Here is a 20,701-nt window from a genome sequence, read left to right as displayed (position 1 = left end):
CTTCATTCAGCGCTTGAGCCAGGCATCCAGACCGTTAGCGGCGGCGCGGCCGGTGGCAAAGCACGCCGTCAGCAGGTAACCGCCGGTCGGCGCCTCCCAGTCGATCATCTCGCCGGCGACGAAGGTCCCGGGTCGGGCCTTCAGCATATAGCCCTCGTCGATCGCAGCCCAGGCGATGCCGCCGGCAGAGGAGATCGCCTCGGCTATCGGCCTCGGCCGGAGAACCGGGATCGGCAGCGCCTTGATCCAGCCGGGGAGACGGTCCGGATCGGCAAGATCGGCGGCGGGCACGAATTCCCGCAGCAGCGCGGTCTTGACGCCCTCGATGCCTGCTGCCTTGCGCAGGCGATTGGAGAGGCTGGCTTTGGCGCCCTGGCGGGCCAGGTCCTTTGCCAGCCGGTTTGCATTTCGCCCCGGTGCAAGGTCGATCGTGAGGCTGGCGCTGCCGGTTCTCTCAAGACGGTCGCGAAGGGCTGCGGCATGGGCATAGACGAGGCTACCCTCTATGCCATGCCGGCCGATGACGAATTCGCCCGGAGACGTGCCGGCATCCGAGGTGGCCGTCACGGATTTCAGCGGTGCGCCGGCAAAGCGGGTGACGATATCCTCGCTCCATTCGACATCGAAGCCGCAGTTTGCCGGGCGGAACGGCGCTATCTCGACGCCTGAGTCTGCGAGCGCTGTCGTCCATTGGCCGTCCGAGCCGAGCCTTGGCCAGCTGGCTCCGCCGAATGCCAGCAATGTCGCATCTGACGGTAGCGTGCGTTTGCCCTCCGGCGTCTCGAAAACATGGCCGTTATCGGCAAAGCCGATCCAGCGATGTCGCGCAAGGATGGTGACGCCTGCGGCCTGCAGGCGCTTCAACCAGGCGCGCAGCAGGGGCGAGGCTTTCATGGCGCGGGGAAAGACGCGGCCGGAGGAGCCGACGAAGGTTTCAATGCCCAGATCTGCTGCCCATTGCCGCACCGCATCCGAGCCAAAGGCGTCGAGGGCAGGGCGAAGCCTGGGATTGGAACTGCCGAAGCGGCTGGCAAACGCGGCATGGTCCTCTGAATGGGTGATGTTGAGGCCGGACTTGCCGGCCAGCAGGAATTTGCGCGCGACCGTCGGCATGCTGTCATAGACGTTGACAGCGTGGCCGGAACTGGCCAGCACCTCAGCGGCCATGAGACCTGCGGGGCCGGCGCCTATGATGGCAATTTGTTTTCTGGTCATCGTCTCACCGATTGGATTTCTGCCTCTTCTCGCGCTTGACGGGGAAAGGTGCAAGCACTGCGTCCAGGCATGCAGCCATTGGCGAGATCCCGGACTTGTCCTAGACTTCCGCTGCTGCATATGTCCAGGCAATCACCGAGGAGGAATGTCCCATGAGCGAAGAAGATACGGTCCGCGAAGCCGATATCGTCCGTCACGAGTTGTCGCTGACGCGGGTCATTGCAGCGACGCCCGACAAGCTGTTCCGGGCATGGACGGAGCCGGAACTGCTGAAGCAGTGGTTTGCCCCGCTGCCGTTCAGGACCACGACTGCCGAGCTTGATCCGCGTCCGGGCGGCACCAGCTTCATCGTGATGCTCGGGCCGGATGGCGTGGAGTATCCCAACCGCGGCGTCTACCTGGATGTCGTCGAAAACCGCAAGCTGGTCTTCACTGACGCCTTCACCAGCGCCTGGATACCCTCGGCCAAGCCGTTCATGACCGCCATCGTCACGTTCGAGGACATCGGCAACGGCCAGACACGCTACACCGCCCGGGCGCTGCACTGGAGCGCAGAGGATCGCGAAACGCACGAGAACATGGGTTTTTACGAGGGCTGGGGCCAGTGCGCCGACCAGCTGGCGTCGCTGGTGGGGACGCTCTGAGCGCCGGATAGGCCGCAAATGACGGGCGCACAGGGAAAAAGGCATTGACGGACGAGCGAGGAGGCGCGAAAGCCAGCGCTCCATCCGTTTGGCCCGACAGGGCCGCTAGAGCCGGAATCCTGTTTCGATGATCATTTCAAGCGACGACGAATTCACCAAGATGAAGGACATCGGCCGTATCTGCGCAAATGCGCTGAAGGTGATGGCTGCAGCTCTCGAGCCGGGGATCACGACGCTGGAGCTCGATGCTATCGGCCGCAAGGCGCTTGAAGACGCCGGTGCACGGTCGGCGCCCGAGACCGTCTATCGCTTTCCCGGCGCGACATGCATCAGCGTCAACGAGGAAGTGGCGCACGGAATTCCGGGCCCGCGCGTCATTGCGGCCGGCGATCTCGTCAATCTGGATGTGTCGGCCGAAAAGGACGGGTTCTTTTCCGATACGGGCGCATCCTTCACGGTGCCACCGGTCAAGCCGAAGATCGAGCGATTGTGCCGCGATGGCAAGCGGGCGCTGTGGGTTGGCCTCAACCAGGTGCGCAGCGACGTGCCTTTCCTGCAGATCGGCAAGGCCGTCGGCGCCTTTGCTGCAAAGCACCGCTACACGCTGATCGCCAATCTGGCCAGCCACGGCATCGGCCGCTCGCTGCACGAGGAGCCGGCCGAGGTGTCGACCTGGGCCGATCCGAGCGAGACGCGGATCATGCAGGACGGGCTGGTCTTCACCGTCGAGCCTTTCCTGTCGCTCGGCGCCAGCTGGGCCGAGGGCGGCGACGATGCCTGGACCCTTTACAGCGATCCGCGCGCGCCTACCGTACAGTTCGAACACACCGTCATCGCCACCCGAAACGGGCCTGTGATTTTGACGTTGGCGGACGAATAAGGCGCCTGACCTGATCGGCGCGCAGCCTCGGCGACGCGGGCACGCGAAGCCAGATGCAACCTCCTGGCGGTGCGTGGCGCCGATGCGCTCAGCAATCGGATGATATCCTGGGAACAAGCCGTTACAAATGTGTAAGAAAGCGGGAAGAGCGTTGCCGCTGCTTTGGAACTGCCTTAGGTTCCCGCAAAATCAGCATCGGCTGATGCTTCCCATCTTCCCGTTCAGGAAAGCGATCTCTGTGTTTCATTCCTTCTTTCCTCAGCCCAAGGTGTTCTTCACCTCCCTCATCGTCTGGACGCTGGTTGCCATCTTTGGCTGGTATCTTGGCGCAGCGCATCTCGGTGTGACGTTAGGCTTCGGACCCGTTCCGGAAGATCAGCAGCCGATCGACCTGTCGTTCTTCCTGCTGCGCGAGAATCTCTGGTTCTACGGTTACTTCTTCCTTTCGGGCATAATCTTCTGTGGTTTTTGGCATCTGAAGGCAATCAATCACCCATGGAAGCTGTGGTCGGTCTGGGGCTCTGCGCTGATCATCTTCGTGACTTATTTCGGCGTCCAGATCAGCGTCGTCGTCAATAACTGGCGCCGGCCGTTCGGGGACCTCCTGCAGAATGCGTTGTCCAAGAAACCCGGTATATCAGTCGAGAATTTCTACGACCTGATGATTGTGTTCGCGCAGATCGCCTTTCTCAGCATGTTCGTCTCGATCGTCACCGACTTCTTCACCAGCCACTACATTTTCCGCTGGCGCACGGCGATGAACAATTTCTATGCGTCCAAGTGGGAAAAATTGCGGCACATCGAAGGTGCATCGCAGCGTGTTCAGGAAGACACTATGCGCTTTTCGAGCACGCTCGAAGGGCTCGGCATCACGCTCATCAATTCCGTCATGACGCTGGTGGTGTTCCTGCCTATCCTGCTCGCATTGTCGAACTACGTCACCGATCTGCCATTTATCGGAAAAGTGCCAAATTCGCTGTTCTGGCTGGCCTTGTTCTGGTCTGTCTTCGGGACCGTGCTGCTGGCTGTCGCCGGCATCAAGCTGCCTGGCTTGAACTTCCGCAACCAGCGCGTCGAGGCAGCCTATCGCAAGGAACTCGTCTACGGCGAGGACCATGCGGATCGCGCCCAGCCGGCAACGCTGACGGAGTTGTTCGGAAACGTTCGGCGCAATTACTACCGGATGTATTTCCACTACCTGTACTTCAACGTCGCCCGCTATTTCTATGTCCAGGCGGACGCGCTGTTCGTGGTCTTCATGCTCGTGCCGACGATTGTGGCCGGTACCATCACCTACGGCATCTTCCAGCAGATCTCGACAGCGTTTGGACAGGTCAGCAATTCCTTCCAGTATCTCGTCAACTCCTGGACGACGATCATCGAGCTGCTATCGATCCACAAGCGCCTCAAGTCCTTCGAGGCGGCCATCGACGACGAGCCATTGCCGGCGATTGATCGCCATTATCTGGAGCGTCAGGCGCAAAGCGAGAACCCGGAAACCTGAGAATTCCAGCGACAATGCAAAAAGGCTCCGGAGACGGAGCCTTTTTTCGTGGGGTCTGCAAACGGTACGACGTTTCAGAGCCCGGACGCCGTCTTGCCCCGTGCGGCGATCATTGGCAGGGCTTCGGAGTAGCTGATGCAGGCGACGTCCGGTTTTTGGCAGACGTCGCCGAGGAAGCGGTCGAGCGCTCGCCAGTAGGCGCCGGCATTCATTTCGACGAAATGGAAGCCGAGTTGAAGGGGGATGCGGTCGCCGTCATATTGCGTCTTGAACGCGGCTTCGTAGGCGTTGAGGCTGCGGTCCTCATAGGCTTTCGAATTGGCAGGGTCCTCGACGCCTTTCGAGTGGTGGACATAGAGATTGTAGTCCATACCGATCACCAGATGATGGTCCGGGCCCTCCGGGATGAGGGGCAGTCCGAAACGCGGCAGGCCATTTTCGGTCTTCGGCAGCATGGGTCCACGGGTGACGAGGCTGGCGTCGTAGACGAAGCCCATTTCCTTCTCGGCGGCAACGAGGCCATCGCTGGTGGAGAGATAGGGCGCGCGAAATCCCTTGACGTCGTGGGTGGCGAAGTCCTCCCAGCCCTCAGGTTCGTCGGTCGGGGCGCCGGAATTCTTCCAGGCATCGCGAAGCGCTACCTGTGCTGCCTTGAATTCCTGCAGCCAGTCGGCCTTGCTGAAATCTTTGCCGTCGAAATGGCCGCAGGCATGGCTGGAAATGTCGGCGCCTTCCTGGTGGGCGCCCCAGATGTTGGCGATGCGTGTGCGGATTTCCTCGTCGCTATGGGCAAAGCCGACATTCGACTTGCCAGGCCTATGCCCTGGTCCCTGATAGGCCTTGGCCTGATCGCGGTTCATCAGGAAGGTGCAGGAGAGAAAATAGGTGAAGTGAGCGCCATTGCGCCGGGCCATGTCTCGGCTCTTCGTCCAGAGCGCGTTGTCATGGGCGCCGTCAAAGGAAATCAGCACGATCTGCTTCGGTTTCTCGTCTGCCTGGGCTGCTATCGGCAGCACGAGGGAAAGGGCGAGGGCGGAGGCGGGGATGAAACGCAAAAGAAGCACCGTGTCAGTTTGCTCGATGGACGCCATTGGATGAGGAATGCGGCGAAGCTTTGATGCTGCTTTCAATTTTCAACCCGAGCCGATAGGGATGGTGGTCTTGATTCAAAGGATTTCCCCATGGCTTTGCTTGTCGTCAGCATCATACTTTTTCTCGGCGTTCACCTGATCCAGGCGCTGGCGCCGGGGTTCCGGCTGTCGATGATCGAGCGCCTCGGGCGTCCCGCCTGGATCGTCCTGCAGTCGGTCGCCAGCCTCCTGACGCTGGTGTTGCTGATCTATGCCTTCAGCATCGCCCGCTACGAGACGACGGTGCTGTATTCGCCACCGGCCTGGGCCTCGCACATCACCTTGACGCTTATGCTGATCGCCAGCATCTGTCTCGTGGCCGGCCTGCTGCCGGCCGGTCATATCGCCGCCAGAACGAAGCATCCGACGGTGCTGGCGGTGAAGATCTGGGCGCTCGCTCATCTTCTGGCAAACGGCGACAGCGCCGGCGTGCTGCTGTTTGCCTCCTTCCTCGCCTGGGGCGTTGTCGTGCGGATATCGCTGAAGCGCCGGGCTCGGGCCGGCGAAATCACCCCACGCCCGTTCGTGTCAGTGAAATACGATGCGGCGGCGGTCGTCCTCGGCATCGTGCTCTGGGGCGCCATCATCTGGAAGCTGCATGAGTGGCTTATCGGCGTTTCGCCGCTGGCAATGATGTGATTTCTGCGGTTCCCCCTTACAACGGGCGCAAAATCGGGTAGAAGGCGCGTTCATGCGCTGCATCCTGCCGGCGCGCTCCCTTTTATGCATGCAAGTTTTGGCCGGAGCCGGAGACGAGAATGGCATTCAACGACGACAGCTTCATCCGCGAAGTCAACGAGGAACTGCGCTCCGACCGGATGCAGTTCGTCTGGCGCCGTTTCGGCCGCCTGATCATCGGCTTCGCAGTGCTGGTCGTTATCGGGACGGCCGGCTATGTCGGCTATCGCTACTGGGCAACCCATCAGGCCGGCGACAACGGCGACAAGTTTCTCGCCGCGCTGGCGCTGGCCGACCAGAACAAGACCGACGATGCACTGGCAGCCCTCTCTGCCATCGAAAAAGACGGCAAGGGCGCCTATCCGCTGCTCGCCAGCATGCGTGCCGCGTCGCTGCAGGCGCAAAAGGGCGACACGGCCGGTGCCGTGGCCGCGTTCACCGCAATCAGCAAGCAGTCCGGCGTTCCCTCCGTTATCGCCGACGCTGCCCGCCTGCGCGCCGCCTTCCTGCTGGTCGACACCGGGACTTATCAACAGGTCTCCGCGCTCGCCGAGGAGATGGCCGTGCCGGCTAGTGCCTTCCGCCATTCTGCGCGCGAAGTCCTGGGTCTTTCCGCTTACAAGGCCGGCGATTTCGCCAAGGCCCGGCAGTGGTTCCAGGCCATCGTCAGCGACCAGCAGTCACCCCGCAATATTGCCAATCGTGCCCAGATGATGCTTGATAATATCGAAGCTTCGGGCAAAGCCCCGCAGACCCAGGGCTAAAGGAACACCAATCGCCATGAATTTCACGGTTGCGATCGTCGGTCGCCCGAACGTCGGCAAGTCCACCTTGTTCAACCGCCTGGTTGGCAAGAAGCTGGCGCTCGTCGATGACACCCCGGGCGTCACCCGTGACCGTCGTCCGGGCGATGCCAAGCTGATGGACCTGCATTTCACCATCATCGACACGGCCGGTCTGGAAGAAGCCCATGAGGATTCGCTCGAGGGCCGGATGCGCGCCCAGACCGAAGCTGCGATCGAGGAGGCAGACCTGACGCTGTTCGTGGTCGATGCCAAATATGGCCTGACGCCGCTCGACAAGGTGTTCGGCGAGCTTCTGCGGCGGCGCGGCAAGCCGGTCGTGCTGGTTGCCAACAAGTCGGAAGCCAAGGGCTCCGATGGCGGTTTCTATGACGCCTTCACCCTCGGGCTCGGCGATCCTTGCCCGATTTCGGCCGAACACGGCCAGGGGATGATCGACCTGCACGACGCAATCGTCGCAGCCATCGGCCAGGACCGCGCCTATCCGCCGGAAATCGAGGAAGACGAGGACGACGTGGCCGAGACGGATGTCTCGCTGCCGCTCGACGGCGACGATGTGTTCGACGACGAGAAGGAAGAAGAGCCCGATTACGACGAGACGAAGCCGCTGCGCGTCGCCATCGTCGGTCGCCCGAATGCCGGCAAGTCGACGCTGATCAACCGCTTCCTCGGCCAGGACCGCCTGCTGGTCGGCCCCGAGGCCGGCATCACCCGCGATTCGATCTCCGTCGACTGGGCCTGGCGCGGCCGGACCATCAAGCTGTTCGACACCGCCGGCATGCGCCGGAAGGCACGCGTCACCGAGAAGCTCGAAAAGCTGTCGGTTGCCGACACGCTGCGGGCAATCCGCTTTGCCGAGACGGTGGTCATCGTCTTCGATGCAACGATCCCGTTCGAAAAGCAGGACCTGCAGATCGTCGACCTCGTCATCCGCGAAGGCCGTGCTGCCGTCATCGCCTTCAACAAGTGGGACCTGATCGAGGACCGGCAGACCGTGCTCGCCGACCTGCGCGAAAAGACCGACCGGCTGCTGCCGCAGGCGCGCGGCATTCGTGCCGTGACGATTGCCGGGCAGACCGGCGATGGCCTCGACCGGCTGATGCAGTCGATCATCGATACCGACAAGGTCTGGAACAAGCGCATCGCCACCGCCAAGCTCAATCGCTGGCTGGATGCGCGCCAGGTCCAGCATCCGCCACCCGCCGTGTCCGGCCGCCGGCTGAAGCTGAAATACATGACGCAGGTCAAGGCTCGTCCGCCGGGCTTCATGATCTCGTGCACCCGGCCGGACTCATTGCCGGAATCCTATATCCGTTACCTGACCAACGGGTTGCGCGAGGATTTCGAGATGCCGGGCGTGCCGATCCGGATCCATTTCCATGCGTCGGAAAATCCGTTCGAGAACCGCAAGCGGAAGAACCCCTATCCGAGCAAGCGCAAGAAGGAACGCTGATCCTTCGGGACCGGTGCGCCTCTGCGTCGGTCCTCAGCGCCGTCTGATCTTGCCGTTTGCGATCCGCACGTTGTCGAGGAACTGCTGCGTTGCGGCTTCCCAGGAATAGGTGAGTGCCAGTTTGCGGGCGGCCTCTCGCGAGCATGAGAGCGCTCGCAGGCAGGCGCTCCTGAGGTCCTTGTCGACGGCGCCGGCGGTCGGATGATCGCCGAGAATATCGGCCGGGCCGGTGACCGGGTAGGCTGCGACCGGAACGCCGCTCGCAAGCGCTTCGAGAATGGTATTGCCGAAGGTGTCTGTCACCGATGGAAAGACGAAGACATCGCCCTGCGCATAGGCGCTGGCCAGTTCTTCGCCGAATTTCGCGCCGGTGAACAGCACGTCCGGGTAGCGCTTCTTCAGATCCTCCAGATCAGGTCCTCCACCCACCACCACTTTCGAGCCCGGCAGGTTGAGATCCAGGAATGCCGGGAGGTTTTTCTCCGTGGCGACGCGCCCGACGGTCATGAAGATCGGCCGGGGCAGGCCGAAGGGCGAATCTTCCTGTGCCTGAGGCCTGAACAGCGTCGCATCGATGCCGCGGCTCCACGGCAGCAGGTTGCGCACACCCTTGGCCTTGAGCTCGGCGGCAAGGCTCGGTGTCGCCACCATGCAGCCGAAGCCGCCATTGTGGAACCACCTGATGAAGGCATAGAGCCAGGACTTAGGGATCGGCAGGCGGGCTGCGACATATTCGGGAAAGCGGGTGTGGTAGGTGGTCGAGAACTGCATGCCGTTGCGCACGCACCAGCGCCGCGCCGTCAGCCCCAGCGGACCTTCCGTGGCGATGTGTACGTAGGATGGCTGCGTTGCCTCTATCGCAGCGGCAACGCGCCGATAGCTTGCAAGCGAGAGCCTGATCTCCGGATAGGTCGGGCAGGGGATGCTGCGAAACCCCTCTGGCGTCAGCATGGAGACGGTGACGCCCATGCGCGTCAGCTCACGATTGGTGTTCTCGATGGAGCGCACGACGCCATTGACCTGCGGGTGCCAGGCATCGGTGACGATGAGCAGTCGTTCGCCCAGGGCCATGTCCGGCGCCGGCGATTTCCCGGGGGCGATGTTCGATAGACGTTGCAGCATGGGTCGACTGTTCCATCCCGGTCGATCGCGGCGGCGCGGAACATCCCACGCCATCCGATGATTCCGGGCCTAGCCATTGTGACGACCGTCGATGATGAAAATATTACACCCTTCGGTTTGCTTCGATGGCAATGCAGCTTTAGGTCTCTTCGGTGTACTCTGGAATGCGCAAAGGAAGTCAATCTCATGGCCGATGCCGAACTTGCGACCCTCTACCGAGGCTATATCGACTGTCTCAACAGGCAGGATTGGACGCTCCTCGGTGAGTTCGTTGACGACGATGTGGAGCACAATGGCCGGCAGATCGGTCTTTCAGGCTATCGCGCGATGCTGGAAAACGATTTCCGGCAAATACCCGACCTGCAATTCGTCATCGATCTACTGATCGCCGATCCGCCGAGGATCGCCGCACGACTGCAGTTCGACTGCACGCCAGCGGGAACGTTCCTCGGCCTTGCGGTGAACGGACGGAAGGTCTCGTTTTCGGAAAACGTCTTCTACGAATTTCGCAACGACAAGATCCGGCATGTCTGGTCGGTCATCGACAAGACAGCCATTGAGGCGCAGCTTGACGGCAAGACGTCTTAACCAAGTCCGAGCTTCTCTCGCTCCACCAATGCGCCGTGCTCGCAGATCACGCGGGCGGCGATCTTCACGGCGAAGCGGGCTGCAGCGACAAGATCCTTGCTCTTCAGGTATTCGGCGAGGAATGCGCCGTTGAAGCTGTCGCCGGCGCTGGTTGTGTCGATGACCTCGGCAACGTGTTCGGCTTCGACCAGGGTGTCGCCAGCGACCGTGCTGACGGTCACGCCCTTGGCACCGTCCTTGACGACGACCAGGGGAGCGCCGAGCTGCCGGTAGCGGCGGATGGTGGCGGCAATCGATGGGTCGCCGAAATGGGCGGCCTCGTCGTCGTAGCTCGGCATGACAAGCGTTGCGGCGCGGGCGCCCTCGCTGATGGTTGCGTGCATGGTGTCGAGGCTGGTCCAAAGCCTTGGGCGCAGGTTCGGGTCGAACACCACCAGCTTGCCGATCGCCTTGGCGCGGCGCAGTTCCGAGAGCAGGGTTTCGGCGCTGTCGTGGGCGAGTATCGCAAGCGTAATGCCGGAGAAATAGACGACGTCGGAGGCTTCGATGGCTTCGCGCAGACGGTCGCCATCGACGGCAAGCTGGCGTGCGGCCGAGGATTCGCGCCAGTAGCTGAAGGTGCGCTCGCCGTCCTTCAGATTGATGAGATAGAGGCCCGGAGTGCGACCCCGGATGCGGCGGATATAGGATGTGCCGATCCCGGCGCCGCTCATAAAGGCCAGCATCTCGTCCGACATCGGATCGTCACCGACGGCCGTAAAATAATCGATGGACCAGTCCGATGGTAGGCAGGCCTTGGCGTACCAGGCGGTGTTGAACGTGTCGCCGGCAAAGCCTTTGCGCAGCAGGCCGTTGCCCGCCTGCGACAGTTCCACCATGCACTCGCCGATCGACAAAAAATGTCCGCCCACGATACTCTCCCTCATCGCATTCCTGCGCCTGCTGTAGGCCTTCGACGCAGGGCGGGCAAGGCCGCCGTGCACCGGAAGCGGCGATCAGTTTTCCGGGCTATCCATGTGATAACAGGCGGCAGTCTGGCCGGGGCGGACAGGCTCTGTCGCCGGCATGGCAGTGCGACAGATATCGGTGGCTTTCCAGCAGCGCGGCTCGAAAACGCAGCCGGGCGGCGGGTTCATCGGCGACGGCGGATCGCCCTGCAGGCGGATGCGCTTGCGGGTGCGGGCGACCTTTGGGTCCGGCACGGGGGCGGCCGAGAACAGCGCCTGGGTATAGGGATGGGCCGGACGCTGGAACACCGTGGCGCAATCGCCGGCTTCGACGATGCGGCCGAGATAGAGGACCAGTACGTCGTCCGAGATCAGCCGAACGACCGAGAGGTCGTGGCTGATGAAGATCAGCGTCAGTCCGAATTCCTTGCGCAACTTGCGCAGCAGCGAGATCACCTGGCCCTGGATGGAGACGTCGAGGGCTGAAACCGGCTCGTCGCAGATGATCAGTTTCGGGCGGGTGACAACGGCCCGCGCGATGCCGATGCGCTGCGCCTGGCCGCCGGAGAATTCATGCGAGTAGCGGTTGATCATTTCGGGCACCAGGCCGACGGCGGCCATGATCTCGCGGACGCGGTCCTGCCGTTCTGCGCGGCTGAGCTTCGGCTCGAACACGGTCAGCGGCTCGGCAATGATGTCGCCGACGGTCATGCGCGGATCGAGCGAGGCGATCGGGTCCTGGAAGATGATCTGCATGTCGCGACGGGCGGCGCGCATCTCCTCGCTCGACAGGTCGAGCAGGCTCTTGCCCTGCCAGAGGATGCGGCCCTTCTGCGCGTGGATCAGGCGCAGGATGGAGCGGCCGAGGGTCGACTTGCCGCAACCGGATTCGCCGACGATGCCGAGAGTCCGGCCAGCCTTGAGCTCGAAGCTGACGTCGTTGACGGCCGTCAGCATGGTAGCCGGCTTGAAGAAGGATTTCGACGGGATCTCGAACTGGGTCGTGAGGTGCTCGACCTTGAGCAGGGTCTGTTCAGCCATGGACGGGGCTCCGTTGCTGGTGACCAAGGAGGGGGTGGAAGCAGGCCGCGCGCCGCTGCGGTGCGAGAAGCCCCAACGGCGGCGGTGCATCGACGCAATCGTCCTCGACATGGGCGCAACGTGGCGAGAAGCTGCAGCCACGCGGCAGATGCTTGAGGTTCGGCGGCCGGCCGGGAATGACGGCGAGATCGTCGACATCCTGGTCGGGCCTCGGGATCGAGGCGTGGAGGGCGGCAGTATAGGGATGGGCCGGGTCGTCGAACAGGTCGTCCACCGGTGCGTCCTCGACGATGCCGCCGGCATACATGACGGCCACCCGCTCGGCGAGGCCGGCGACGACGCCGAGATCGTGGGTGATGATGACGAGCGCCGTTTTCATTTCCGACGTCAGGTCGCTGAAGAGGTCGAGGATCTGCGCCTGGATGGTCACGTCGAGCGCCGTCGTCGGCTCGTCGGCGATCAGCAGCTTCGGGCGGGTCAGCAGCGCCATGGCGATGACGATGCGCTGTCGCATGCCGCCTGACAGCTCGTGCGGATAGAGATTGAAGCGGCGATCCGGGTCAGGAATGCCGACGCGCTTCAGCATGTCGAGAGCGGTGGCGGAGGCGGCCCGTGCCGTCAGTCCACCGTGGACCTCGAGTTGCTCCGTTAGTTGCCGCGAGATCTTCAGCGTCGGATTGAGCGAGGTCATCGGGTCCTGGAAGACCATCGCCATGTCCTTGCCGCGGATCTGGTCGAGTTCGCGCGGCTTGAGGGAAAGCACGTCGCGACCTTCCAGCAGCGCCTGGCCGCTGGTGTGGCCGTTCTTCGCCAGCAATCCCATCAGGCCCAGGAAGGTCTGGCTCTTGCCGGAACCGCTTTCGCCGACGATGGCGATACGCTCGCCACGGCGGATGGTGAGGTTAAGCCCGTTGACGGCGGCGACATCGCCCTCCGGGGTCTGGAAGCGGATGGAGTAGTCCTTGAGTTCGAGCAGCGTTTCGCTCTTTTTGGCGTCCGACATGTCAGCGGTCCTTCGGGTCGAATGCGTCGCGCAGGCCGTCGCCGATGAAAAGCAGGCTCATCAGGAGGGCGACGAGGAAGACGGCGGGAAAGGCGAGCAGCCAGGGATCGGTTTCCATCGAGTTGGTGCCGTCGGCAATCAGCGTTCCGAGCGACGTCAGCGGCTCCTGCACGCCGAAACCGAGATAGGACAGAAAGCTCTCCGTCGCGATGATTTCCGGCACGGTCAGGGCGGCATAGATGACGACCGGGCCGACCAGGTTGGGCACAATGTGTTTCAGGATGATCTTGAACGGCCGCTGGCCGGATGCCCGTGCCGCCTCGATGAATTCGCGGTGCTTCAGCGACAGCGTCTGGCCGCGCACGATGCGGGCCATGGTCAGCCATTCCAGCGCGCCGATGGCGGCAAACAACAAGTAGACGTTGCGGCCGAAGATCACCATCAGCAGGATGACGAAGAGGATGTAGGGAAGGGCGTACATGATGTCGACGAAGCGCATCATGATGCTGTCCAGCTTGCCGCCGAAATAGCCTGACACGGCGCCGTAGAGGACGCCGATGATCACCGAGACGAGGGTGGCGACCAACGCCACGGCGAGCGAAACGCGCGTGCCGTAGAGGGTGCGCGCAAGCAGATCGCGGCCGTTCTGGTCGGTGCCGAAATAATGGCCGCTGGCGAAATCCGGAGGCGTGCGGAAGGCTGCCCAATCGGGATCCTCATAGCCGTACGGAATGAGGGCGGGGGCGATGAGGGCAGCCAGGATCAGCAGCGTCAGCACCACGAGGGAAATGGCAGCAGCCTTGTTGCGCAGCAGCCGGCGCATGGCGTCGCGGGTCAGCGACCGGCTTTCGGGAGCCAATCCTTCTGCAGCCCGCAATTCCTCTTCCAGCTGTTCGCGGCGAGCGAGATTGAGGATCATTGGGTTCTCACTTTCGGGTCAAGCCAGGCGTAGACGATATCAACGAGCAGGTTGAGCACGACGATCAGCGCCATGTAGAAAATCACCGTGCCGAGAACCATGCCGTAGTCGCGGTTGAGCGCGGCCGTGATGAAGTAGCGGCCGATGCCGGGCAGGCCGAAGATGCTTTCAACCACCAGCGATCCGGTCAGCAGGTAGCTGGCCGCCGGGCCGAGATAGGATATGACCGGCATCAGGGCTGGTTTCAGCGCGTGACGCATGACCGTTAGCCTCGGACCGATGCCTTTTGCCTTGGCAGTGCGGATGAAGTTCTGGTTCATCACCTCGATCATCGAGCCGCGCATCAGCCGCGATATCCGCGCCGCGTGGGGCAGCGACAGGACCGTGACGGGCAGGATCAGGAACTTGATCGAGCCGTCGCCCCAGCCGCCGACGGGCAGGATTCCGAGCTTGATGCCGAACAGCAGTTGCAGGATCGGCGCGATCAGGAAGCCGGGGAGAACGAGGCCGATCAGCAGGGTGCCGCCGAGCCAGTAATCGGCCTGCCGGTTCTGGTACAGCGCCCCGAGACAGCCGACGAGAACGCCGACCAGCACGGCGACGACAAAAGCGATGCTGCCGATGGTCAGTGTATAAGGCAGGCCGGACATGATCTGCTGGGTGACAGTGAAGTCCTGGTTGGCAAAGGAGGGGCCGAGATCGCCGTGGAGGACGTCGTACATGTAGATGAAGTACTGCTCGATCAGCGGCTTATCGAGGTTGTAATGAGCCGCCAGATTTTTCAGGATGACGGGCGGCAAAGGGCGCTCGCCATCGAAGGGCCCGCCCGGCGCCAGGCGCAGGACGAAAAAGCTCAGTGTCACGGCAATCCACATGACTGGGATTGTCGATAAAAGGCGACGGAATGCATATTTGATCATGGGCGTGGATAGGCTCCCTCCGGCAAGGCCAAAGGGAGCCCGTGTCCCTTACTCTTTGATTGACAGCCAGCGGGTACGGTGGATGTCCTGGATATTGTCTTCATATCCAGCGATCTTCGGCGACACCACGCTCTGCGACACATAGTAGTAGATCGGGATCGCAGCGCTGTCGTCGAGCGCGATCTGCTCGGCCTGCTTGAACAGGGCAGCACGCTTGTCGAGATCGGTCTCCGCATTCCCCTGCTTGAGCAGCGCATCGTATTCCGCATTGCTCCAGCGGCCGTAGTTCATGTCGACGCCCGTCGACAGGAGGTTGAGGAAGTTGATCGGGTCATTGTAGTCGGCGAGCCAGCCGGCGCGGCCGATTTCGACCTTGCCGTGCTGCATCTCGTCGTAATGCACCTTGGTCTCGGTGTTGTAGAGCTCGATTTCGACGCCGAGCGGCTTCCACATGGAGGCGATCGCGGCAGCGATGCGCTTGTGGTTGTCGTTGGTGTTATAGCGGAGCTGGGCGTGCAGCGGATGGTCCGGGCCGAAGCCTGCTTCCTTCAGCAGCTTCTTGGCTTCCTCGACCTTCTGGGCGTAGGGCTCGTCCTTCCACTTGATCTGGGCCGGCTCACCGTAATGGGCGGTGCCCGGCGGCACCCAGGAATACATCGGCAGTTCGCCGGTGCCGAGAACCTTCGGGCCGATGACTTCGCGGTTGACGGCCATCGACAGGGCCTGGCGGACGCGCTTGTCGTTGAACGGAGGCTTGGTGGCGTTGACGACGTAATAGTAGGTGCCGAGGAACGGCACAACGTGCGCCTGGCCGGGCATGTTGGTCTTCAGCCACTGGTACTGGTCTGCAGGGAAGGACGTCAGGATGTCGAATTCGCCGGCGCGGTAACGCTTGAGAGCGGCCGACTGGTCTTCCATGACGAAGAACTTCACGCCATCGATCTTGACGTTCTTGGCATCCCAGTACTGATCGTTCTTGACCGTCGTGACATAGGAGCCCGGGACCCATTCCGTCGGCTTGTATGGGCCGTTGGTGACGATGTTGCCGATCTTGACCCAGTCGGCGCCCTTGGCGTCGATGACGTGCTTGGGGAGAGGATAGGCGGTGTAGTGCGTCAGCGCATTGAGGAAATAGGGGGTTGCGTTGTCGAGGGTGATCTCGAGGGTCTTCGGGTCGATGGCCTTGACGCCGAGCTGGCTGAAATCGGTGATCTCACCCTTGTTGATCTTCTCGGCGTTCTTGATGGTGAACTGCAGGTAGGCGTATTCGGCAGCGTTCTTGGGATCGACGAGGCGCTGGAAGGCGAAGACGAAGTCCTCTGCCGTTACCGGCTGGCCATCGGACCACTTGATGCCGTCGCGCAGCTTAAACGTATAAACCTTGCCATCCGGAGAAATCGTCCAGCTTTCGGCCTGGCCCGGGATGGCGTTGTCCTTGGCGTCTTCGGTGGTGAGGCCCTCGAAGATGTCGCCGGCAATGCGGTTCTCGTAGTCGCTGGACATCTTTTGCGGATCGAGCGACTGGGGATCGCCACCGTTCTGGACGTTGAGCGTGGCGGCATGCGCCGACAGGGACAATAGCGATCCGACGAGCGCGGACGCGTAAAATACCTTGGTCAGATATGTCATGGAAGCCGATCTTTCTATGTTCGCCTTGTTAGCAAGGTCGTTCTTGTTCCCGCAGGTGAACTGGTCACGCAAGCAAGAGCGCAACGTATCGCAGCCTACCGACGATTCAACCCCTAAAACCGCGATATGGAAAACGACATGCATTTGTCTGTGGACGGCGTTTCTGTTGCTTTAACGAACCGTTCTGGGATGGGAATTCACCAGCGCGATTGTTTCGATTTGTAATTTTGCGGCCGCAGGCTAGTGTGCGGACACACCTGGATATTGAAGCGAAGGCGCATTGTTACATGAATTCAACGAGCGGAACGGCGGCGAAGGACTGGTGGCGTGGTGCGGTAATCTATCAGGTCTATCCGCGATCCTTCCAGGATACCAACAGCGACGGACTTGGCGACATCAAGGGCATCACGCTGCGTTTGCCCTACATCGCCTCGCTCGGGGTAGACGCGATCTGGCTGGCGCCGTTCTTCACCTCGCCGATGGCAGACATGGGGTACGATGTCTCCGACTATTGCGATGTCGACCCGATTTTCGGGACATTGGCCGATTTCGACGAGATGATGACCGCCGCCCATGCACTCGGGATCAAGGTGATTATCGACCAGGTGATCTCTCATACATCGGACGTCCATCCCTGGTTCGTCGAAAGCCGCACGAGCCGCGACAATCCGAAAGCCGACTGGTACGTCTGGGCCAACCCCAAGCCAGACGGCACGGCGCCGAACAACTGGCTGTCGATTTTCGGCGGCCCCGGCTGGGAGTGGGATGGTATCCGCCGCCAGTACTACCAGCACAATTTTCTGACCTCGCAGCCGGATCTCAATTTCCACAACCCGCGTGTCCAGGATGCGGTGCTTGCCGCCGTCAAATTCTGGCTCGACCGCGGTGTCGACGGATTTCGTCTGGATACGGTGAACTACTACTTCTGCGACAAGCAACTGCGCGACAATCCGCCGGCCTTGCCGAGCGACGATGCCGCCGGTCTGGATGCTCCCGATACCAATCCCTACGGCATGCAGAGCCACCTTTATGACAAGACGCAGCCGGAAAATATCGGCTTCCTGAAGCGGCTGCGAGCGCTGCTCGACACCTATGAGAACCGCGCGACCGTCGGCGAGGTCGGCGATGGCGCCCGCTCGTTGCAGACGCTGGCTGCCTATACGTCCGGCGGCGACAAGCTGCACATGTGCTACACGTTCGACCTGCTCGGGCCGGAATTCACGCCGGCGCATTTCCGTCGCTGCGTCAGCGCCTTCCAGGAGAGCGTTACCGACGGCTGGGTCTGCTGGGCGTTCTCCAACCACGACGTCGTTCGCCATGCCAGCCGTTTTGCCGAGACGGAGGCCGAGCGGGCTCGTGTCGCAAAACTTGCGATCTCGCTGCTCGCGACTTTGCGGGGCTCGATCTGCCTCTATCAGGGTGAGGAGCTCGGACTACCCGAAGCCGACCTTGCCTTTGAGGACCTGCGAGATCCCTACGGCATCCGCTTCTGGCCGGCCTTCAAGGGGCGCGACGGATGCCGGACGCCCATGCCCTGGGAAGCGGCCAGCGTTCATGCGGGCTTCTCGACAGCGGAGAAGTCGTGGCTGCCGGTGCCATACCAGCATGCGACACTGGCGGTCGACCGGCAGGAGGAGGATGGCTCTTCCGTGCTCGCCCACTATCGCCAGACGCTGGCATTCCGACGACAGCACCCGATGCTGTTCGACGGCGACCTGACTTTCCTCGCCACAAACGAGGATGTGCTCGCCTTCACGCGGGAAAAGAATGGCGAAACGCTGGTCTTCGTTTTCAATCTCGGACGGACGATGATCGAACTTTCGCTGCCACAGGGGCTGACGGTCAAGGCTGCCATGCCGATGCCCGGCTTCAACCCGAAATCGACACCGACGACAGTGACGCTGGAGGCGATGGATGTGTTTTGCGGGCTGGTGTGAAAAAAGTCAGCGCAGCAGCTTGTCGTAGTCTGTGTGGGATCCAATCCAGAACCAGATGATGGTCTGGCCGTCTTGCGCTGCAAGAGCCCTCCACGACAAGCCCACTCGGGCGGACCAAAGGTTGCCGACCTTCTTGAAATGAAGAGAAGGATGCATCGGGCTTGTCTTCAATAATTCGAAATTTTGGTCAGCCACCTTCTGCACACGTTCTGGCAGAGCCTCGTATGCCTGCCAGAATTCAGCAGTGGCGACGTGCCTCAAAGCGGCCTGGTCTTCCCTGACCGAAATGCGGAAAGGGCGCCAGCTGCCAGCCGATCGAGCTTTCCGTCTTTCTCGTCTGCCTCAATGCGACCGTCCCACCGCCTGGCTTGCAAGGCCTCGAACCAGTTACTGAAGGCCTCGAATTCCGTGGGATCGAGTTCCTCGACGGTCCGCTCTATATGCTCAAGCTTTTTCATTTGTGCTCCAGCGGCCTCGCCAGTCCGATGCTGGCGTAGGTTAGATATCCAGCATCCTGGTGACGATGAACATGGACGGAAGATACCACCAAACAAGCATGGCTTGAAGGCCCTGCAGGCCCGTTTACCCGATCAGCCTGAATGCATCGACATCCACCAGTCCCCTGTCCGAAATCTTCAGGTGGGGGATGACGGGGAGGGGCAGGAAGGCCAGTTGCAGGAAGGGCTCCTGCAGTGTCGAGCCCACCGCAAAAGCAGCGTTGCGCAGGTGATGCAAGGTGTCGCGGACGCGCTCGTAGGGTTCCAGGCTCATCAGGCCGGCGATCGGCAGCGCGATCTCGCCGGTGATCCTGCCGTCCTCGACGACGACGAAGCCGCCCTTGATCTCGCTCAGGCGCTGCACGGCCTGTGCCATGTCGTCCTCGCTGACGCCGACGACGCAGATGTTGTGGCTGTCATGGCCGACAGTCGAGGCGATGGCGCCCTTCTTCAGCCCAAAACCCTGGACGAAGGCGTTGGCGTGATTGCCGTTCTTGCCGTGCCGCTCAATGACGGCGACCTTGATGATATCGCGGGCAAGGTCGACGGTCGTCTGGTTGCCGACCGAGGGCAGGCGGAAGCGGCGATGCTCGGTGATGATCTTGCCGGGTAGCACGCCGATGACGGAGGTTTCGCCATCGGTGAAGGGGACACCGAAATCGGCAGCATTGACCGTGCGCGCCTTGACGCTGTCGAGGCCGACGGGAGCGATGCTTTTGCGGGTGGCAAACAGCGCATCGGTCACCAGCCTGCCGCCGGCAAAGACCATGCCTGCCTTGCAGCTTTCGAGGCTGTCGACCACCACCAGATCGGCGCGCCAGCCGGGCGCCACCAGTCCGCGATCGCGCAGACCGAAGGCCCGGGCCGCCGAGATCGAGGCGGCGCGATAGATCGCCAGTGGCTCGACGCCGGCGGCGATGGCCGTACGGATCATGTAGTCGAGATGGCCCTGCTCAGCGATGTCGAGAGGATTGCGGTCGTCGGTGCAGAGGGCGATGAAGGGCGAAAGGCGCTCGGTGATAATAGGCATCAGCGCGTGCAGGTCCTTGGATACGGAGCCTTCTCGCACCAGGATATGCATGCCCTTGCGGATTTTCTCCATGGCCTCTTCTGCGGATGTCGCCTCGTGTTCCGTGCGGATGCCGGCTGCGATGTAGCCGTTCAGGTCGTTGCCTCTGAGGAGAGGGGCATGGCCATCGATATGATCGCCCTGGAAGGCTTCCAGCTTGGCCATGCAGATCGGATCCTTGTGGATCACGCCCGGGAAATTCATGAACTCGGCGAGGCCAATGACCTTTTCATGGTCGCGGAACGGCAATAGCCGCTCGATCGGCAGATCGGCGCCCGAAGTTTCCAGATGGGTGGCGGGCACGCAGGACGACAATTGGACGCGGATGTCCATGATCGTCTCGAGCGCCGAATCGAGGAAGAACTGGATGCCTTCGGTGCCAAGCACGTTGGCAATTTCGTGCGGATCGCAGATGACTGTCGTCACGCCGTAGGGCAGCACGCAACGGTCGAACTCGTGCGGTGTCACTAGCGAGGATTCGATGTGCAGGTGCGTATCGATGAAGCCGGGCACGACGATGCGGCCGGTGATGTCGATCTCCTCGACGCCGATGTAGTCGCCGCAGGTGCCGACGATGCGGTCGCCGCAGATGGCGATGTCGGAGGCGACGAGCTCGCCCGTCACCAGATCGAAGAACCTCCCGCCCTTGAGGACGATGTCTGCAGGCTTTCTGCCGACACCCTGGTCGATGAAGTCTTCGAGAGGTTTGGTCATGGCGATGC

At 62.0% G+C, this 20,701-nt stretch carries 20 protein-coding genes; 8 read left to right on the top strand and 12 right to left on the bottom strand.

What is annotated here, in order from left to right:
* Nucleotides 1-6: 6 nt before the first annotated feature.
* Nucleotides 7-1,215, bottom strand: coding sequence for a TIGR03862 family flavoprotein (locus PR018_RS10315; protein ID WP_142823409.1), 1,209 nt, complete (start codon nucleotides 1,213-1,215; stop codon nucleotides 7-9).
* A gap of 152 nt (nucleotides 1,216-1,367) precedes the next feature.
* Between PR018_RS10315 and PR018_RS10310 the strand changes: the two genes are divergently transcribed.
* From PR018_RS10310 to sbmA, 3 genes are all read left to right on the top strand, one after another.
* Nucleotides 1,368-1,859, top strand: a complete 492-nt coding sequence (locus PR018_RS10310) for an SRPBCC family protein (RefSeq protein ID WP_142823408.1) — start codon at nucleotides 1,368-1,370, stop codon at nucleotides 1,857-1,859.
* A 127-nt stretch (nucleotides 1,860-1,986) separates the two neighbouring features.
* Entirely contained in the window at nucleotides 1,987-2,739 is a 753-nt protein-coding gene (gene map / locus PR018_RS10305; protein WP_111222625.1) for a type I methionyl aminopeptidase, read from the top strand.
* A gap of 238 nt (nucleotides 2,740-2,977) precedes the next feature.
* Nucleotides 2,978-4,243, top strand: a complete 1,266-nt coding sequence (sbmA, locus tag PR018_RS10300; protein ID WP_142823407.1) for a peptide antibiotic transporter SbmA — start codon at nucleotides 2,978-2,980, stop codon at nucleotides 4,241-4,243.
* Between the two features lie 74 nt (nucleotides 4,244-4,317).
* On the opposite strand, the gene PR018_RS10295 is transcribed toward sbmA, so the two are convergent.
* A complete protein-coding gene (locus PR018_RS10295) occupies nucleotides 4,318-5,334 on the bottom strand; it encodes a polysaccharide deacetylase family protein (RefSeq protein WP_142823616.1) in 1,017 nt (338 codons plus the stop codon).
* A gap of 90 nt (nucleotides 5,335-5,424) precedes the next feature.
* Between PR018_RS10295 and PR018_RS10290 the strand changes: the two genes are divergently transcribed.
* The 3 genes from PR018_RS10290 (at nucleotide 5,425) to der (ending at nucleotide 8,307) form a co-directional block, all read left to right on the top strand.
* Entirely contained in the window at nucleotides 5,425-6,012 is a 588-nt protein-coding gene (locus PR018_RS10290; protein ID WP_142823406.1) for an NnrU family protein, read from the top strand.
* A gap of 119 nt (nucleotides 6,013-6,131) precedes the next feature.
* The gene (locus PR018_RS10285) at nucleotides 6,132-6,815 is read left to right on the top strand and encodes a tetratricopeptide repeat protein (RefSeq protein ID WP_142823405.1); all 684 of its coding nucleotides are present in this window, start codon (nucleotides 6,132-6,134) and stop codon (nucleotides 6,813-6,815) included.
* Between the two features lie 16 nt (nucleotides 6,816-6,831).
* A complete protein-coding gene (der, locus tag PR018_RS10280; protein WP_142829266.1) occupies nucleotides 6,832-8,307 on the top strand; it encodes a ribosome biogenesis GTPase Der in 1,476 nt (491 codons plus the stop codon).
* Nucleotides 8,308-8,340: 33 nt separating this feature from the next.
* Here der and PR018_RS10275 read toward each other — a convergent pair whose 3' ends face one another.
* Nucleotides 8,341-9,378 carry a glycosyltransferase family 4 protein gene (locus tag PR018_RS10275; RefSeq protein ID WP_224127808.1) on the bottom strand — a complete coding sequence of 346 codons (1,038 nt, stop codon included), beginning with the start codon at nucleotides 9,376-9,378 and terminating at the stop codon, nucleotides 8,341-8,343.
* Nucleotides 9,379-9,615: 237 nt separating this feature from the next.
* Between PR018_RS10275 and PR018_RS10270 the strand changes: the two genes are divergently transcribed.
* A complete protein-coding gene (locus tag PR018_RS10270) occupies nucleotides 9,616-10,017 on the top strand; it encodes an ester cyclase (protein ID WP_142823402.1) in 402 nt (133 codons plus the stop codon).
* Here the strand turns inward: PR018_RS10270 and PR018_RS10265 are convergent.
* From PR018_RS10265 to PR018_RS10240, 6 genes are all read right to left on the bottom strand, one after another.
* On the bottom strand, nucleotides 10,014-10,928 hold the full coding sequence (locus tag PR018_RS10265) for a sugar kinase (protein WP_142823401.1): 915 nt from the start codon (nucleotides 10,926-10,928) through the stop codon (nucleotides 10,014-10,016). The genes PR018_RS10270 and PR018_RS10265 overlap by 4 nt on opposite strands.
* Before the next feature lie 84 nt (nucleotides 10,929-11,012).
* The gene (locus tag PR018_RS10260; RefSeq protein ID WP_142823400.1) at nucleotides 11,013-12,005 is read right to left on the bottom strand and encodes an ABC transporter ATP-binding protein; all 993 of its coding nucleotides are present in this window, start codon (nucleotides 12,003-12,005) and stop codon (nucleotides 11,013-11,015) included.
* The gene (locus tag PR018_RS10255; RefSeq protein ID WP_142823399.1) at nucleotides 11,998-13,008 is read right to left on the bottom strand and encodes an ABC transporter ATP-binding protein; all 1,011 of its coding nucleotides are present in this window, start codon (nucleotides 13,006-13,008) and stop codon (nucleotides 11,998-12,000) included. Before PR018_RS10255 ends, PR018_RS10260 begins: the two co-directional genes overlap by 8 nt.
* Before the next feature lies 1 nt (nucleotide 13,009).
* Nucleotides 13,010-13,927 (bottom strand): ABC transporter permease subunit, encoded by a 918-nt coding sequence (locus tag PR018_RS10250; RefSeq protein WP_142823398.1) that lies wholly within the window; start codon nucleotides 13,925-13,927, stop codon nucleotides 13,010-13,012.
* Complete coding sequence (locus PR018_RS10245) at nucleotides 13,924-14,847, bottom strand: ABC transporter permease subunit (protein WP_111222638.1); 924 nt, start codon at nucleotides 14,845-14,847, stop codon at nucleotides 13,924-13,926. Before PR018_RS10245 ends, PR018_RS10250 begins: the two co-directional genes overlap by 4 nt.
* Nucleotides 14,848-14,895: 48 nt before the next feature.
* A complete protein-coding gene (locus PR018_RS10240) occupies nucleotides 14,896-16,476 on the bottom strand; it encodes a peptide ABC transporter substrate-binding protein (RefSeq protein ID WP_142823397.1) in 1,581 nt (526 codons plus the stop codon).
* A gap of 287 nt (nucleotides 16,477-16,763) precedes the next feature.
* Between PR018_RS10240 and bglA the strand changes: the two genes are divergently transcribed.
* Complete coding sequence (bglA, locus tag PR018_RS10235; RefSeq protein WP_142829268.1) at nucleotides 16,764-18,413, top strand: beta-galactosidase BglA; 1,650 nt, start codon at nucleotides 16,764-16,766, stop codon at nucleotides 18,411-18,413.
* Nucleotides 18,414-18,419: 6 nt separating this feature from the next.
* Here bglA and PR018_RS28455 read toward each other — a convergent pair whose 3' ends face one another.
* The 3 genes from PR018_RS28455 to ade form a co-directional block, all read right to left on the bottom strand.
* Nucleotides 18,420-18,608 carry a ParE family toxin-like protein gene (locus tag PR018_RS28455; RefSeq protein ID WP_425064156.1) on the bottom strand — a complete coding sequence of 63 codons (189 nt, stop codon included), beginning with the start codon at nucleotides 18,606-18,608 and terminating at the stop codon, nucleotides 18,420-18,422.
* Between the two features lie 62 nt (nucleotides 18,609-18,670).
* A complete protein-coding gene (locus PR018_RS10225) occupies nucleotides 18,671-18,871 on the bottom strand; it encodes a hypothetical protein (RefSeq protein ID WP_142823394.1) in 201 nt (66 codons plus the stop codon).
* A 124-nt stretch (nucleotides 18,872-18,995) separates the two neighbouring features.
* On the bottom strand, nucleotides 18,996-20,693 hold the full coding sequence (gene ade, locus PR018_RS10220; RefSeq protein ID WP_142823393.1) for an adenine deaminase: 1,698 nt from the start codon (nucleotides 20,691-20,693) through the stop codon (nucleotides 18,996-18,998).
* Between the last annotated feature and the right edge of the window lie 8 nt (nucleotides 20,694-20,701).

It is taken from the genome of Rhizobium rhododendri, from assembly GCF_007000325.2.
In the GTDB taxonomy this organism is placed as follows: domain Bacteria; phylum Pseudomonadota; class Alphaproteobacteria; order Rhizobiales; family Rhizobiaceae; genus Rhizobium; species Rhizobium rhododendri.
This window is presented reverse-complemented; position numbering and strand designations above follow the sequence as displayed.

Bases quoted from the DNA above. Each gene is read 5' to 3' on its own strand.
- PR018_RS10260 (WP_142823400.1), bottom strand. From the start codon at position 12,005: ATGGCTGAACAGACCCTGCTCAAGGTCGAGCACCTCACGACCCAGTTC.
- PR018_RS10250 (WP_142823398.1), bottom strand. From the start codon at position 13,927: ATGATCCTCAATCTCGCTCGCCGCGAACAGCTGGAAGAGGAATTGCGG.
- PR018_RS10270 (WP_142823402.1), top strand. From the start codon at position 9,616: ATGGCCGATGCCGAACTTGCGACCCTCTACCGAGGCTATATCGACTGT.
- PR018_RS10290 (WP_142823406.1), top strand. From the start codon at position 5,425: ATGGCTTTGCTTGTCGTCAGCATCATACTTTTTCTCGGCGTTCACCTG.
- PR018_RS10240 (WP_142823397.1), bottom strand. From the start codon at position 16,476: ATGACATATCTGACCAAGGTATTTTACGCGTCCGCGCTCGTCGGATCG.
- PR018_RS10245 (WP_111222638.1), bottom strand. From the start codon at position 14,847: ATGATCAAATATGCATTCCGTCGCCTTTTATCGACAATCCCAGTCATG.
- PR018_RS10285 (WP_142823405.1), top strand. From the start codon at position 6,132: ATGGCATTCAACGACGACAGCTTCATCCGCGAAGTCAACGAGGAACTG.
- PR018_RS10225 (WP_142823394.1), bottom strand. From the start codon at position 18,871: ATGAAAAAGCTTGAGCATATAGAGCGGACCGTCGAGGAACTCGATCCC.
- PR018_RS10275 (WP_224127808.1), bottom strand. From the start codon at position 9,378: ATGGCCCTGGGCGAACGACTGCTCATCGTCACCGATGCCTGGCACCCG.
- bglA (WP_142829268.1), top strand. From the start codon at position 16,764: ATGAATTCAACGAGCGGAACGGCGGCGAAGGACTGGTGGCGTGGTGCG.
- PR018_RS10310 (WP_142823408.1), top strand. From the start codon at position 1,368: ATGAGCGAAGAAGATACGGTCCGCGAAGCCGATATCGTCCGTCACGAG.
- PR018_RS10295 (WP_142823616.1), bottom strand. From the start codon at position 5,334: ATGGCGTCCATCGAGCAAACTGACACGGTGCTTCTTTTGCGTTTCATC.
- PR018_RS10255 (WP_142823399.1), bottom strand. From the start codon at position 13,008: ATGTCGGACGCCAAAAAGAGCGAAACGCTGCTCGAACTCAAGGACTAC.
- ade (WP_142823393.1), bottom strand. From the start codon at position 20,693: ATGACCAAACCTCTCGAAGACTTCATCGACCAGGGTGTCGGCAGAAAG.
- map (WP_111222625.1), top strand. From the start codon at position 1,987: ATGATCATTTCAAGCGACGACGAATTCACCAAGATGAAGGACATCGGC.
- PR018_RS10315 (WP_142823409.1), bottom strand. From the start codon at position 1,215: ATGACCAGAAAACAAATTGCCATCATAGGCGCCGGCCCCGCAGGTCTC.
- der (WP_142829266.1), top strand. From the start codon at position 6,832: ATGAATTTCACGGTTGCGATCGTCGGTCGCCCGAACGTCGGCAAGTCC.